The 12,407-nt window shown below is 70.3% G+C and carries 15 protein-coding genes; 3 read left to right on the top strand and 12 right to left on the bottom strand.

All coding sequences use genetic code 11. The features are described 5' to 3' along the window. The first annotated feature begins 65 nt into the window (after window positions 1-65). A complete protein-coding gene (locus SSPN_RS0104565; protein WP_010692608.1) occupies window positions 66-1,544 on the top strand; it encodes an APC family permease in 1,479 nt (492 codons plus the stop codon). Further along, on the top strand, window positions 1,534-2,100 hold the full coding sequence (locus SSPN_RS0104570) for a GNAT family N-acetyltransferase (protein WP_010692609.1): 567 nt from the start codon (window positions 1,534-1,536) through the stop codon (window positions 2,098-2,100). The genes SSPN_RS0104565 and SSPN_RS0104570 overlap by 11 nt, the downstream gene beginning before the upstream one ends. Here SSPN_RS0104570 and SSPN_RS56415 read toward each other — a convergent pair whose 3' ends face one another. From SSPN_RS56415 to SSPN_RS0104600, 6 genes are all read right to left on the bottom strand, one after another. Then, a complete protein-coding gene (locus SSPN_RS56415) occupies window positions 2,101-2,268 on the bottom strand; it encodes a hypothetical protein (protein WP_010692610.1) in 168 nt (55 codons plus the stop codon). Window positions 2,269-2,389: 121 nt separating this feature from the next. Continuing rightward, window positions 2,390-2,602 carry a hypothetical protein gene (locus tag SSPN_RS0104580; RefSeq protein WP_010692611.1) on the bottom strand — a complete coding sequence of 71 codons (213 nt, stop codon included), beginning with the start codon at window positions 2,600-2,602 and terminating at the stop codon, window positions 2,390-2,392. 148 nt (window positions 2,603-2,750) lie between these two features. Then, on the bottom strand, window positions 2,751-3,929 hold the full coding sequence (locus SSPN_RS0104585) for an acyl-CoA dehydrogenase family protein (RefSeq protein WP_010692612.1): 1,179 nt from the start codon (window positions 3,927-3,929) through the stop codon (window positions 2,751-2,753). 81 nt (window positions 3,930-4,010) lie between these two features. After that, the gene (locus tag SSPN_RS0104590; RefSeq protein WP_010692613.1) at window positions 4,011-4,655 is read right to left on the bottom strand and encodes a LutC/YkgG family protein; all 645 of its coding nucleotides are present in this window, start codon (window positions 4,653-4,655) and stop codon (window positions 4,011-4,013) included. Continuing rightward, window positions 4,652-6,079, bottom strand: coding sequence for a LutB/LldF family L-lactate oxidation iron-sulfur protein (locus tag SSPN_RS0104595; RefSeq protein WP_044573374.1), 1,428 nt, complete (start codon window positions 6,077-6,079; stop codon window positions 4,652-4,654). Before SSPN_RS0104595 ends, SSPN_RS0104590 begins: the two co-directional genes overlap by 4 nt. Before the next feature lie 17 nt (window positions 6,080-6,096). Continuing rightward, window positions 6,097-6,831, bottom strand: coding sequence for a (Fe-S)-binding protein (locus SSPN_RS0104600; protein ID WP_010692615.1), 735 nt, complete (start codon window positions 6,829-6,831; stop codon window positions 6,097-6,099). A 165-nt stretch (window positions 6,832-6,996) separates the two neighbouring features. Here SSPN_RS0104600 and SSPN_RS0104605 point away from each other — a divergent pair, with 165 nt between their 5' ends. Then, a complete protein-coding gene (locus SSPN_RS0104605; RefSeq protein ID WP_010692616.1) occupies window positions 6,997-7,752 on the top strand; it encodes a FadR/GntR family transcriptional regulator in 756 nt (251 codons plus the stop codon). Window positions 7,753-7,756: 4 nt separating this feature from the next. On the opposite strand, the gene SSPN_RS0104610 is transcribed toward SSPN_RS0104605, so the two are convergent. From SSPN_RS0104610 to pcaH, 6 genes are read right to left on the bottom strand one after another with little or no spacing between them, the layout of a single operon-like run. Next, window positions 7,757-8,548, bottom strand: a complete 792-nt coding sequence (locus SSPN_RS0104610; RefSeq protein ID WP_010692617.1) for an IclR family transcriptional regulator — start codon at window positions 8,546-8,548, stop codon at window positions 7,757-7,759. A gap of 26 nt (window positions 8,549-8,574) precedes the next feature. Next, on the bottom strand, window positions 8,575-8,970 hold the full coding sequence (pcaC, locus tag SSPN_RS0104615; RefSeq protein ID WP_010692618.1) for a 4-carboxymuconolactone decarboxylase: 396 nt from the start codon (window positions 8,968-8,970) through the stop codon (window positions 8,575-8,577). Continuing rightward, window positions 8,970-9,731 carry a 3-oxoadipate enol-lactonase gene (gene pcaD, locus SSPN_RS0104620; RefSeq protein ID WP_010692619.1) on the bottom strand — a complete coding sequence of 254 codons (762 nt, stop codon included), beginning with the start codon at window positions 9,729-9,731 and terminating at the stop codon, window positions 8,970-8,972. Before pcaD ends, pcaC begins: the two co-directional genes overlap by 1 nt. After that, complete coding sequence (pcaB, locus tag SSPN_RS0104625; protein ID WP_187764614.1) at window positions 9,728-11,086, bottom strand: 3-carboxy-cis,cis-muconate cycloisomerase; 1,359 nt, start codon at window positions 11,084-11,086, stop codon at window positions 9,728-9,730. The genes pcaD and pcaB overlap by 4 nt, the downstream gene beginning before the upstream one ends. Continuing rightward, window positions 11,058-11,630, bottom strand: a complete 573-nt coding sequence (gene pcaG, locus SSPN_RS0104630) for a protocatechuate 3,4-dioxygenase subunit alpha (protein ID WP_010692621.1) — start codon at window positions 11,628-11,630, stop codon at window positions 11,058-11,060. Before pcaG ends, pcaB begins: the two co-directional genes overlap by 29 nt. Continuing rightward, on the bottom strand, window positions 11,630-12,379 hold the full coding sequence (pcaH, locus tag SSPN_RS0104635; protein WP_010692622.1) for a protocatechuate 3,4-dioxygenase subunit beta: 750 nt from the start codon (window positions 12,377-12,379) through the stop codon (window positions 11,630-11,632). The genes pcaG and pcaH overlap by 1 nt, the downstream gene beginning before the upstream one ends. Window positions 12,380-12,407: the final 28 nt, after the last annotated feature.

The following is a 12,407-nucleotide window of genomic DNA, read 5'->3' on the forward strand; positions in this document are numbered from 1 at the left end:
GGCGCCAAGCGCGGAATTCGCACCACCACGCAACGAGAACCTATTACCTCGTAAGGAGCGAGCTGTTGCCACCGTCCAAAGTGTCCGCCGCCCTGGCTCGCGCCCGCTTGGGCGTGACGTCGATCGTGTTCTTCACCGTCGCGGCCGCGGCGCCGGAAACGGTGGTCGGCGGCGGCGCGGTCAGCGGGTTCGCGGTGTCCGGGGTGACCGGGATCCCGCTGGGCTACCTGGCGATCGCGCTGGTCCTCGGGCTGTTCGCGATCGGCTACGTGACGATGTCCCAGCACGTCGAGAACGCGGGCGCGTTCTACGCCTATGTCGCCAAGGGGCTGGGCAGGGTGACCGGGACCGCGGCCGGTGGCGTCGCGCTGGTCTCCTACCTGATGATCCTGGCCAGCCTGGCCGGAGGTTTCGGGGTCGGTGCGTCCGACTTCGTGCGGCAGGTCAGCGGTGTCTCGGTGCCGTGGTGGCTGCTCGCCGCCGTCGGCCTGGCGGTGATCGCGCTGCTCGGCGTGCTGCGCGTCGACGTCAATGGGCGCGTGCTGGGCGTGCTGCTGCTCGCCGAGGTGGCGATCATCCTGATCTTCGACGCGACGTTCGTGTCAGCGCCGTCGGAAGCCGGCGTCGTGCTGGACACGCTCAACCCCGCCCAGCTGATCACCAGCGCGGCCGGGGTGATCCTGGTGATCGCCTTCACCGGGTTCATCGGGTTCGAGAACTCCACGGTACTGGCCGAGGAAGCGAAGAGCCCGCGCACGGTGATCTACGCGACCTACATCTCGCTGGTGGTCATCGGCGGCTTGTACTCGCTGTCGACCTGGGCGATGACGGTGGCCACCGGCCCGGGCAACATCGTTTCGCAGGCCGGAACCCACTCCACGGAACTGCTTTTCGTGCTCGCCGGGGAGCGGCTGCCGGGCGCGGTGGTGACCATCGGCTCGGCGCTGTACGTGACGAGCCTTTTCGCCGCGACGCTGTCGTTCCACCACGTCTGCGCCCGGTACTTCTTCGCGCTGGGCAGGGAAGGCGTCGGCCTGCGCTGGTGGGGGACGACCAGCTCGCGCACCTCGGCCCCGGCGGCGGGCTCGGTGACCACCACCGCGATCGCGGTGGTCATGGTGGCGTTGGTGGCGATCACCGGCTTGGACCCGATCACCTACCTGTTCTTCTGGGGAGCTTCGCTCGGCGCGCTCGGCGTGCTGACGCTGGTCCTGCTCACCTCGGTTGCGGTGGTCGGCTACTTCATCCGCGAGCGCGACCACGGGCACGGCAGATGGCGGACCACCGTCGCACCGGCACTCGCCGCACTGCTGCTCGCGGTGGTGCTGTTCCTGACGGTGGCGTCGTTCGGCACCGTGCTCGGCGTGGACGACGGCGACTCGGCGGCCTGGATCCTGCCGCTGGGCTTCCTGGTCGTGCTGGTGCTCGGCGCGATTTGGGGAGCAGTGTTGAAGCGGGCCCGACCGCAGGCGTACGCGCGGATCGGCATGGGTGCCCGCGCCACCACGGTCCAGATGGACAAGGAGCCGACGGATGTCCACTGAGAACCAGCGGGTGCGCACGCTGCTGCGGGCCTTCGGCGACGACGCCTTCGCCCAGTGGCTGTTACCCGACCAGGAGCATCGCCACCACGTGTACCGCGAGTGGTTCACGATGGTGCTAGCGCATACCGCAACGGCCGGTCGAGTGATCACTAGCGAGGACGATCTCGCGGTCCAGGTCTGGCTCTCGGCGCGCACCGGAGCGCCGGACATGCTCGACGAAGCAGGCGTCCAACGCCTGTTGGAGCTGGCGGGACGCCGCGCGCACCGGTTTCGGGAGTTCGCAGCCATGAGCGCGGAACGCCACCCCCGCGAACCTCACGAGTACCTGGCCCTGATCGGTGTCGATCCCGCAGTGCAGGGCACCGGTGTCGGTTCCCGGGAACTCGGCGAAACCCTCCGTCGATTGGACGCAGACGGCCTACCGTCCTACCTGGAGGCAAGCAGCACCCGAAGCCGAAACCTCTACCTTCGCCTGGGCTTCCAACTCCTCGGTGCTCCGATAACGCTCCCCGACGAAGGCCCCCACCTCTACCCGATGTGGCGCCCCGCCCAGTGATCACGCATGGCCTGATGAGAATCCGGTGGTCTGGTGGACGATCTCGCCCGCTTGCACGACCAAGCGCTGGGGCTTGGTGAAGGCCGTGATGTCCGCCAGCGGGTCGGTGTCCAGGACGATCAAGTCGGCGTTGGCGCCGGAGGCGAGGGTACTGATCAGGCCGGGCATCCGTACCAGGTCGGCCGCGACCGTCGTGGACCGGATGATGTCCAGCGGCTGCTGCTTCTCGGCGGAACGCGCCGTTGTCCCAGCATCGCGCCCATGTTGCGCACCGCCCCGGTCGCGACGCTCAGGTCTCCGCGCCGACGTAGTTGAATTCCCAGGTTCCGTCCGGTCGCTTCCGGCCGCGCTCGTAGATCAGCAGCGGCGGCACGGCCTGGGCGTTGCGCGCCCGCGCGGGCAACGTGATGCGCGGGACCGGTTTGCCTGCCGCGTCCGCGGAAACGGCGACCTCGTGACCGTCCTCCGGTCCACCGCGCAGCCGTACCCGGATCTCTGCCACGCGAATCTCCTTCGCTCGACCAAGTACTGCCCTCGACCAACATTGCCGTGATCGGCGCCTCGATCGGCGACGACACTGCTTCGACAGCGGCGCGCGGAACTCGGTTCCGGCTGTCACTGAATCGTGTGATCTGGCGGGAAGTCGATCGTCAGATCATCTCCGTGATGCTGGGTTCGACGCCGAGCAGCGCGCGGCCGAAGTGTTCGGCGTTGCTGGCCGGGTGCGCGAGCGCGTGCCGGCTGGCGGTCTGGATGTCGCGCAGGATGGCGTGCAGGGGGTCCGATTCGGACAGCGCCGCCGCGCCGTAGGCGGAGACGAGGCCGTCGACGGCCTCCCAGCACTGCCGCACCGCGTAGCTGGAGTGCTGCCGCAGCCGGGCGCGCTCCAGGTAGTCCGGATGGGTTCCGGACAGCGCGTGGCCGTCCACCGCGGTCGCCGATCGGTGTGCGATCAGCCGCGCGACGTCGATCTTCGTCGCCGCCTCCGCCACGGCCAGCTGGAACGCGGTCGAATCGCGCTGGCGTTTGTACCTGGTGAACGCGATGCCCTTGTGGTCGGCCTGGGACAGCACGTGCGCGAGCGCTTCCTCTGCCATGCCGATCAGCGGGGCGATCAGGAAGGTGGCCAGCGTTGGGACCAGGGCGGTGCGGTAGCGCGGGGAATCGTTGAGCTCGCGCGGGAACACGCCTCGCGTCGCCGGTTCCCGGCGCAGCACGCGGTGGTCGGGGACGAATACGTTCTCGCCGATCAGCAGGTTGCTGCCGGTCCCGCGCATGCCGAGGGTGAACCAGGTGTCCTTGACGCGCAACTCGCTCATCGGGATCAGGCCGAACGCGGCGCCGGCCGGTTCATGGCCGTGCTCCGGTAACGACATGCCGAGCATGGCCCAGCTGGCGTGCAGGCAGCCGGACGCCGGCGCCCAGCTGCCGCTGACCTCCCAGCCGCCGTCGACGCGCCGGGCGGCGGCCTTCGGCGCGAGCACCTGGCAAACCTTGGTGTCCGGGTCGGTGCCGAAGACCTCTTCCTGGGCCTGGTCGGGGAACAGGCCGGTGAGCCAGTCGCCGCAGCCGAGGATCAGGACCAGCCAGCCCGCCGCGGCGTCGCCCCGGGTGACCTCGGCGGTGGCGTCCATGACGGTGCACAGGTCGGTTTCCAGGCCGCCGAACCGGCGCGGCACCCACACGCGGAACAGGCCGGCCTCGTCGAGCGCGGCAATCGACTGGTCGGCGAGCCTGCGTTCCTGCTCGCCCTCGGCCCGGTGCTGTTCCAGAAGCGGCCGCAGCGCCGCCGCCCGCTCGACGAGATCCGCCCGCTCGTCGGTCCCCATGCGGCTCCTCCAGAATCACTGATCTTGGTGATCAGTGTGCACGGACCGCGACCTGGGCGGGAGGCCTAGTCCGCAACTGCCTCAGCCCGGGCTCGGGGTGACCAGGACGTGGAGGGTCCGGGGACCGTGGACGCCTTCAACCCGGTTGAGCTCGATGTCGCTGGTGGCGGAAGGTCCGCTGATGAAGGTCATCGGCCGCGCCGGGTCCAGTCGGTGCAGCGCGACCGGGACGTCGTCGGCGACCTGGGACTCCTCGACGACGCAGATGTGCGCGTCCGGCACCAGCGTCACCGCACGGTGGCCCTGGCCGGGGCGGTGGTCGAGCACGATGGTGCCGGTCGACGCGATGCCCACCACAGCCGTGGTGATCACCGCGTTGACGAGCTCCAGCTCGGTCGTGCCGATGCCCGTGCCGTCAACCAGCTCGAACTCCGCGCGCAACGCATCGCACCACGATTGTGGTACCCCAGTTGGGGTAAGCACGCGGCGGGCGCCGACGGCGTGCGCGGCGGCCACGATCGCGGCGGGCAGCCCGCCGGGCCCGACCCGGTCCACAGCGGCCCGGTAGTCGGCGACCCGCTCGCAGAACAGCCCGACCAGGTCGGCCACCGGGCGTTCGGCGCGGTAGTCGCGGGGAATGCCCGCGGCCGGCAGCCGATCGGTCCCGGCCAGCGCCGAGCGCACCCGGCCCAGGATCGCCTCGCGCGCCGAATTCCGAGCGCTCATCGCGAATTACCCCCTCGGGTGCGTTCCCACCAGGCGCGGAAGGACTCCTCTGCCGGGGCCGGCGCGTCGCGCGCATCGGTCCAGCGCGACAGCGGCGGGGGTAGTCGGCCGATGGTGCCCTTGCGGCCCACGACGAGTCGGCTCAGCGACGCCAGCCTCTCCGCCGCGGCGAGCCGTTTCGAGTTCCCGAACACCCAGGACGCCAGGCTCATCAGGGCGTCCACCGGCTTGGACCGCCAATCGTGCTCCTCGACCACGCGGGTGCGCAGGTGCACCAGCAGGTCCGGGATGTTGATCGCGACCGGGCACACGTCGTAGCAGGCGCCGCACAACGACGACGCGTACGGCAGCGACTTGTCCACTTCGGACGTCGTGCCGCGCAGCTGGGGCGTCAGCACGGCGCCGATCGGGCCCGGGTACACCGAGCCGTAGGCATGGCCGCCGGTGCGTTCGTACACCGGGCACACGTTCAAGCACGCAGAGCAGCGGATGCAGCGCAGCGCCTGGCGGCCGATCTCGTCGGCGAGCGCGTTGGTGCGGCCGTTGTCCAGCAGCACCACGTGGAACGACTGCGGACCGTCGCCGGCGGTGACCCCCGTCCAGGTCGAGGTGTAGGGGTTCATCCGCTCGCCGGTGCTGGAGCGCGGCAGCAGTTGCAGGAAGACCTCCAGGTCCTGCCAGCGCGGCACCAGCTTCTCGATGCCGACCACGCTGATCAGCGTCTCCGGCAGGGTCAGGCACATCCGGCCGTTGCCCTCGGACTCCACGACCACCAGCGTGCCCGTCTCGGCCACCGCGAAGTTCGCCCCGGAGACGGCGACCTTGGCGCGCAGGAACTTCTCCCGCAGGTGCCGCCGCGCGGCTTCGGCCAGCCGGACGGGCTCGTCGGTGAGGTCCGCGGGCGCGGGCGCCCCGACCTTGCCCATCTCGCGCTGGAAGATCTCCCGGATCTCCGCGCGATTGCGGTGGATGGCGGGCACCAGGATGTGGCTAGGGGTGTCGTGTCCCAGCTGGACGATCAACTCGGCCAGGTCGGTCTCCCAGGCGTCGATCCCGGCGGCCTCCAGTGCCTCGTTGAGCTCGATCTCCTGGGTGGCCATCGACTTGACCTTGACGACCTCGCGCTCGCCGGTGGCCCGCACCAGGTCCACGACGATCCGGTTGGCCTCCTCGGCGTCCCGCGCCCAGTGCACGGTACCGCCGGCGGCGGAGACCGCGGCTTCGAACTGCTCCAGGTAGTTGTCCAGGTTGGAAAGCGTGTGCGCCTTGATCGCCGCCCCGGCCTCGCGCAGCTGCGCCCAGTCGTCGAGCTCGCCGACGACGCTGGCGCGCTTGTGCCGGATTGTCGAGGTGGCGTTGGCCAGGTTGTGCCGCAGCTGCGAATTCGCCAGCTCCCGCTTCGCGGCCTGCGGAAAGGCGGGCATGCCCAAGTAGGTGCCGGTCACCGGTCGGTTCCTTCCGTCGAGGCGAGGATCTCGGCCAGGTGCATCACCTGGATCCCGGAGCGCTGCCTGGAGAGCAGCCCGCCGATGTGCATCAGGCACGAGCTGTCTCCGGCGCAGAGCACCTCCGCGTCGGTCTCGCGGACGTGGCGAGCCTTGTCCGCGCCCATCGCCACCGAAACGTCGGGGTTCTTCAGGGCGAATGTGCCGCCGAAGCCGCAGCACTGGTCGGCCGCGGGGAGCTCGACGAGCTCCAGCGAGCGCACCGCGCGCAGCAGTCGCAGCGGCTTGTCGCCGACCCGCAGCAGCCGCGCGGAGTGGCAGGTGGGGTGGTAGGTCACCCGGTGCGGGAAGTACGCGCCGACGTCGGTCACCCCGAGCGTGTCGACGAGGAACTCGGACAGCTCGTGGACCTGCGGCGCGATCCGCGCGACGGCGCGGCTGAGCCGCTTGTCGCCGTCGGCGACCATCGCGTGCTGGTGGCGCACGGAAGCCACGCACGATCCGGACGGGGCGACCACGGCGTCATAGTCGCCGAAGGCGTCCACGAAGGTCCGCACCGAGGAGACCGCCTGCTTGCGGTAGCCGGTGTTGGTGTGCATCTGCCCGCAGCAGGTCTGCGCGGCCGGGAACTCGACCTCGCAGCCGATCCGCTCCAGGATCTGCACCGTCGCTTTGGGTGCCGCCGGGAACATCGCGTCCCCGAGACAGGTCGCGAACAACGCAACCCTCATCCGCGTCCTCCGTTTCGCTCGGGCTGCTGCGGGCACTTCGGAAGCATCCGCGACAGCAAGCCGGACCGCAGCAGTGTAGACCATTCTATGGTCGTACCAAAGACTTCGCGGTAACTTGGCGGTAACATGGAGCGCTGCTGGTGGTGTCTCGCAAAAGGGGTTGGATTGTCCGGGTTCGGAACCGATGAGCAGGGTGGCAGTTGGCGGCCGGTCGCCCGGACGCGCACCTACGAGCTGGTCATCGAGCGGATCGAGGAGCAGATCGTCAGCGGTCAGCTGCACGTCGGCGACCGGTTGCCCCCGGAACGGGACCTGGCGCAGATGCTCGGCGTGAGCCGGGCGGCGGTGCGCGAAGCGTTCCGCGCGCTGGAAGCCCAGGGCGTGCTTCGGATGGCGGTCGGCACCGGCCCGGATTCCGGGACCACGGTGGCCGCGCTGCCGAGCCAGGCGTTGACGCGGTTGCTCCGGCTGCACGTCGCGCTGGCGAACTTCCCGCTGGCCGACGTCGTGCAGGCGCGGATCATGCTCGAATGCGAGAGCGTGCGCAACGCGGCGCAGCGCGCCACCCCGGATGTTCTCGAAGATCTGCGCAAGCTGCTGGACGCGATGGATGCCCCCGGCTGCGGCCGCGAGCGGTTCAACGACCTGGACACCGAGTTCCACGTGGCCATCGCCGAGGCAGGCGGCAACCGGCTGGTCGCGGACATGACGATCGCGATCCGCGAGTCGATGCGCCGACCGCTGCTGACAGCCTTCGACGACCTGGGCGAGGAGTGGTTCCCGATCGCCGACGGGCTGCGCCACGACCACCGGATGATCCAGCAGGCGCTCGAAGCCGGCGACGCCACCGCGGCCGAGGAGCAGATGGAACGCCACATCCGCGGCTTCTACCGCAACGGCTGTGCGCCGGACCTGGCGTAGGCGATCAGCCCCGCCCTACGGCACGGGAGGTCGGTGCGACGGCGAGGTCGGCGCCGATCCGGGCCGCGGTCGCCAGCAGCGGTGGCAGGAGGTTCTGGCGCGCGTCCTCGGGGCTGCTGCGGGAGGCGTGCGAGGAGATGTTCACCGCCGCGACCACCCGGTTCGAGCGGTCCCGGATCGGGGCCGCGATCGAGCGCAGGCCCGCCTCCAGCTCCTGGTCCACCAGCGCCCAGCCCTGCTCGCGGATGCGCGCCAGCTCGGCCTTCAACTCCGCCGGAGTCGTTATGGTGTGCGGGCCCAGTGGCTCCAGGTCTACTTCGGACAGGTAGTCGTCCAGCTCGGCGGGGCCGAGGTCGGAGAGGATGACCCGGCCCATCGAGGTGGCGTAGGCGGGGAACCGGGTGCCGATGTTGATCGACACCGTCATGATCCGCGAGGTGGGCACGCGGGCGACGTAGACGATGTCCGGACCGTCCAGCACCGACACCGACGCCGACTCGTGCACCTCCACCACCAGCCGCTCCAGGTACGGCTGGGCGATCTCCGGCAGCGACACGCTGGACAGGTAGGCGAAGCCCAGCTCCAGCACGCGCGGGGTCAGCGCGAAGGCCCGTCCATCGGTCGATACGTAGCCGAGGTGCACCAGGGTGTGCAGGAACCGGCGGGCCGCCGCGCGTGACATACCGGTCGCGCGGGCGACCTCGGACAGCGTCATCTCCGGATGGGACTCGTTGAACGCGCGGATCACCAGGAGCCCGCGTGCCAGCGACTGGACGTAACCGCTCGTGTCGGACACGGCCTCTGGTCTCCTTTGGTCTCGGGTCAGTCGGGCTGCTCTTCGCCGAGGATCGTATTAGCAATCGCGAAGGCGCTGTTCGCTCGGGGCACCCCGGCGTAGATCGCGACGTGCATCAGCAACTCGCGGATGTGCTCCGGCGGGACGCCGTTGCGATGGGCGGCCTTCACGTGCATCGCGAACTCGTCCTCGCAGCCCACCGCCGCCAGTATCGCCAGCGTCAGCAAGCTACGGGTCTGCCGGTCGACGCCGTCGCCGCTCCACAGGTCGCCCCACGCGTAGCGGGTGATGAAGTCCTGGAAGCCCTCGGTGAACGGGGTGATCTTGGCGTTGGCCCGGTCCACGTACTCGTCGCCGAGGACCTGCCGGCGCACCTGCATGCCCTTCGCGTGCCGGGTTTCGTCGTCGAGGCGGTCGGGCATCACAGGCTCCTCGTGAAGTGGTCCAGCAGCAGCCGGTTGACGGCCTCGGGCTGTTCGGCGTTGGCCAGGTGCGCCGCCGGGGACAGCACTTCCAGCCGGGCTCCCGCGACGGCCGCGGCGATCTGCTCGGCGTGCGACGGGGGAGTGGCCGGGTCTTCTGCACCGGCGAACACCAGCGTCGGCGCGGTGATCTCGCCGAGCTTGGGCAGCAGGTCCATGTCGGCGATCGCCTCGCAGCAACCCGCGTAGCCCTCGTCGTCGGCCGCGGCTAGCATGCCGCCGAATTTCTCGACGATGTCGGCCCGCCCGACCAGTTCCGGCGTGAACCACCTCGGCAGCGATGGCTCGACCATCGCCTGGGTGCCCTTGTTGCGCACCACCGAGGCGCGGTCCCGCCACATCGACGCCGGGCCGAGGTCGGCGGAGGTGCAGATCAGCGCGAGCCGGTCGATGCGCTCCGGTGCGTTCTCGGCGAGCCACATGCCGGTCATGCCGCCCAGCGACACCCCGGCGAAGTGTGCCCGGCGGATGCCGAGCGTGTTCAGCAACGCCAGCACGTCACCGCCGAGTTGCTTGAGCGTGTACGGACCCGGCTTGCCGGTAGTGCCGCCGTGGCCGCGCTGGTCGTATCGCAGCACCTGGAGCTCCTGCGCCAGGGCCGGAACCTGCTCGTCCCACAACGTCAGGTCGGTGCCAAGCGAGTTGGACAGCACGACGACCGGAGCACCGTCCGGTCCGGTCAGCTCGTAGTTCACGTTCACCGGTTCTCCAATTCGGTGTGTGCGGCCAGAGCACGGTCGATGAAGGCGGGGGCGGCACCGAGGTAGTCGGCGGGTTCGGTGGCCGCGACGACCTCGGCCTCCGAAAGCACCGCCCGCACCTGCGGATCGGCCAGCAGTTCCGCGCGCAGCGTCGTGCCCTCCTGCACCGCGCGGCGGCACAGCCGGGCTACGAGGTCCTGCGCTTCGGTGCGGCCGAGGCTGGTCATCAGCGGCCCGGTGGCGCTTTCGGCCATCATCAGCCCTCGGGTGAGGTCGAGGTTGGCGGCCATCTTCTCGGGGCGCACGCGAAGTCCGGCCAGCAACTGCCGGGTTTGCGCGGCCGCTGCGGCGACCAGCCGCAGCAGTTCGGTCAGCGGTTCCCACTCGGACTGCCAGGCGCCGGCGGCGCGCTCGTACTCCTGCGGCATCGCCGACAGCAGGGTGGCCACCAGGCCGGGCACCCGTCGGGTCGCGGCGGTGCTCAGCACCGCCGACACCGGGTTCTGCTTGTGCGGCATGGCGGAAGAACCACCTGCCTTGCCTTCGGCGAGCTCGCCGACCTCGGTCTGCGCGTGAAGTTCGACGTCGAGGGCGATCTTGCCGAGCACTCCGGCTGCGGTGCCCAACGCCCCGGCGAGCTCGGCGATGCGGGCTCGGTCGGTGTGCCAGGGCACGACGGGTTCGGCCAGCCCGAGCTCGGTGGCGAGCAGCTCGACCACGCGGACGCCGTCGCGGCCGAGCGAGGCGAGCGTGCCCGCAGGGCCGCCGAGCTGTACCGCAAGCCGTTGGCCACGGACGCGGTCGAGCACGGCGGTGGCCTCGTCGAGCGCGGTGAGCCAGCCCGCGCAGCGGTAGCCGAACGTCGTCGGTAGCGCCTGCTGCAGCAGGGAGCGGGCGATCATCACCGTGTGCCGGTGCTGCTCGGCCAGCCGGGCGCATTCGTCCGCTGCAGCCCGCACATCCGCGATGACCAGGCCCAGCACGTCGCGCGCCACCAGCATCGCGGCGGTGTCGATCACGTCCTGGCTGGTCGCGCCGCGGTGCACGTACGGCTTCGCCTCGGTGCCGAGCAGCGCGGTCAGGTCGCGCACCAGCGGGATCACCGGCGTCGCCGACGACACCGCACGTTCGGCGATGGCGTCGGCGTCGAACAGCTCGGCCCGGCAGTACCGTCCGATCTCCTCGGCGGCCGCAGCCGGGATGACCCCGGCCTTGGCCTGCGCCGAGGCTAGGGCCGCCTCGAAGTCCAGCATCGCCTGCAACCAGGCGGAACTGCTGGTCCGCCCGGTCGCCGCAGGCGTGCTGAACATCGGCCCGAACAGGCCGTCAGATCGCGAAGAAGACCGTCTCGTCATCGCCCTGAACCCGGATATCGAAGCGGTAGCCGCGGTCGTCGGCCGCCGCTACCAGCGTGCCCCGGCGCGCCGGTTCCACTGCGGACAGCACCGGGTCGGCCGCGTTGGCCTGCTCCTCGTCGGGGAAGTAGACGCGGGTGACCACCCGGTTGAGCATGCCGCGGGCCAGCACGGTCACGTCGATGTGCGGGGCCTCGGTCTCGGCGGTCGGCGTGGGCAGCGGGCCCGGTTTCACGGTGCGGAACCAGAACTCGCCGTCGGCGTCGGTCGGGCACCGGCCGAAGCCCTGCCACGACGAGGATTCCGGGCGTGGGTCGGAGGGGTGGTCGAACCGGCCCTGCTCGTCGGCCTGCCAGATCTCGACCAGGCCGTCCGGGATGGGATCGCCGTTGCCGTCAGTGAGCCGCCCGTGCAGCACGAATGCGCCTGGGTTGCCGTCCGCCACGACCTCGGGACCGTCGGCCCAGAGGATGCCGCCGGGAAGTGCGTAGAACGGTCCGACCGTCTGAGACGGCGTGGTGGCCGGGGGATTGGTGGCAGCCATCAGTCGTCCTCCTCTTCCTCGTCCTCGAACACCGAGCCCTCCAGGCCCCGCAGCACGATGTCGAACTTGTAGCTCAGCGCCCACTCCGGCACGGTTGTGTCGAGGTCGAAGCGGGAGATCATCCGTTCCCGGGCCTGCTCGTCGCGCACCGAGTTGAAAATCGGGTCCTGGTAGCACAGCGGATCACCAGGGAAGTACATCTGGGTGATCAACCGCTGGGTGAAGGCCTGCCCGAACAGCGAGAAGTGGATGTGCGCCGGGCGCCACGCGTTGTCGTGGTTGCGCCACGGGTAGGCGCCGGGCTTGATGGTGATGAACTTGTAGTTGCCGTCCGAGTCGGTCATGCACCGGCCGCTGCCGGAGAAGTTCCGGTCCAGCGGCGCCGGGTGCCGGTCGCCCTGGTGCCGGTAGCGGCCCGCGGAGTTGGCCTGCCAGATCTCGACCAGCGTGTTCGGCACCGGCTTGCCGCCTGAGTCCAGCACCCGGCCGCCGACGATGATGCGCTCGCCCAGCGGCTCGTCGTCGTGCTGCACCGTCAGGTCGTGGTCGTGCTCGCCGCAGCGGTCCTGGCCCAGCAGCGGCCCGGTGACCTCGGTGAGGTACTGGGGCAAGTACTGCAGCGGTTGCTTCGGGTAGCGCAGCGCGGTAGAGCGGTACTCGGGGGTGTTCAGCGCCGGGTGGGACTGGTCGTCGCTGCCGTACTGCGGCAGGATCAGCCCGCCCGGCGACCGGGTCTCATGAGTGGTCATCGCAGCACTCCTTCTGCTTCAAAGCTGT

The organism is Saccharopolyspora spinosa NRRL 18395, from assembly GCF_000194155.1.
Taxonomy (GTDB): domain Bacteria; phylum Actinomycetota; class Actinomycetes; order Mycobacteriales; family Pseudonocardiaceae; genus Saccharopolyspora; species Saccharopolyspora spinosa.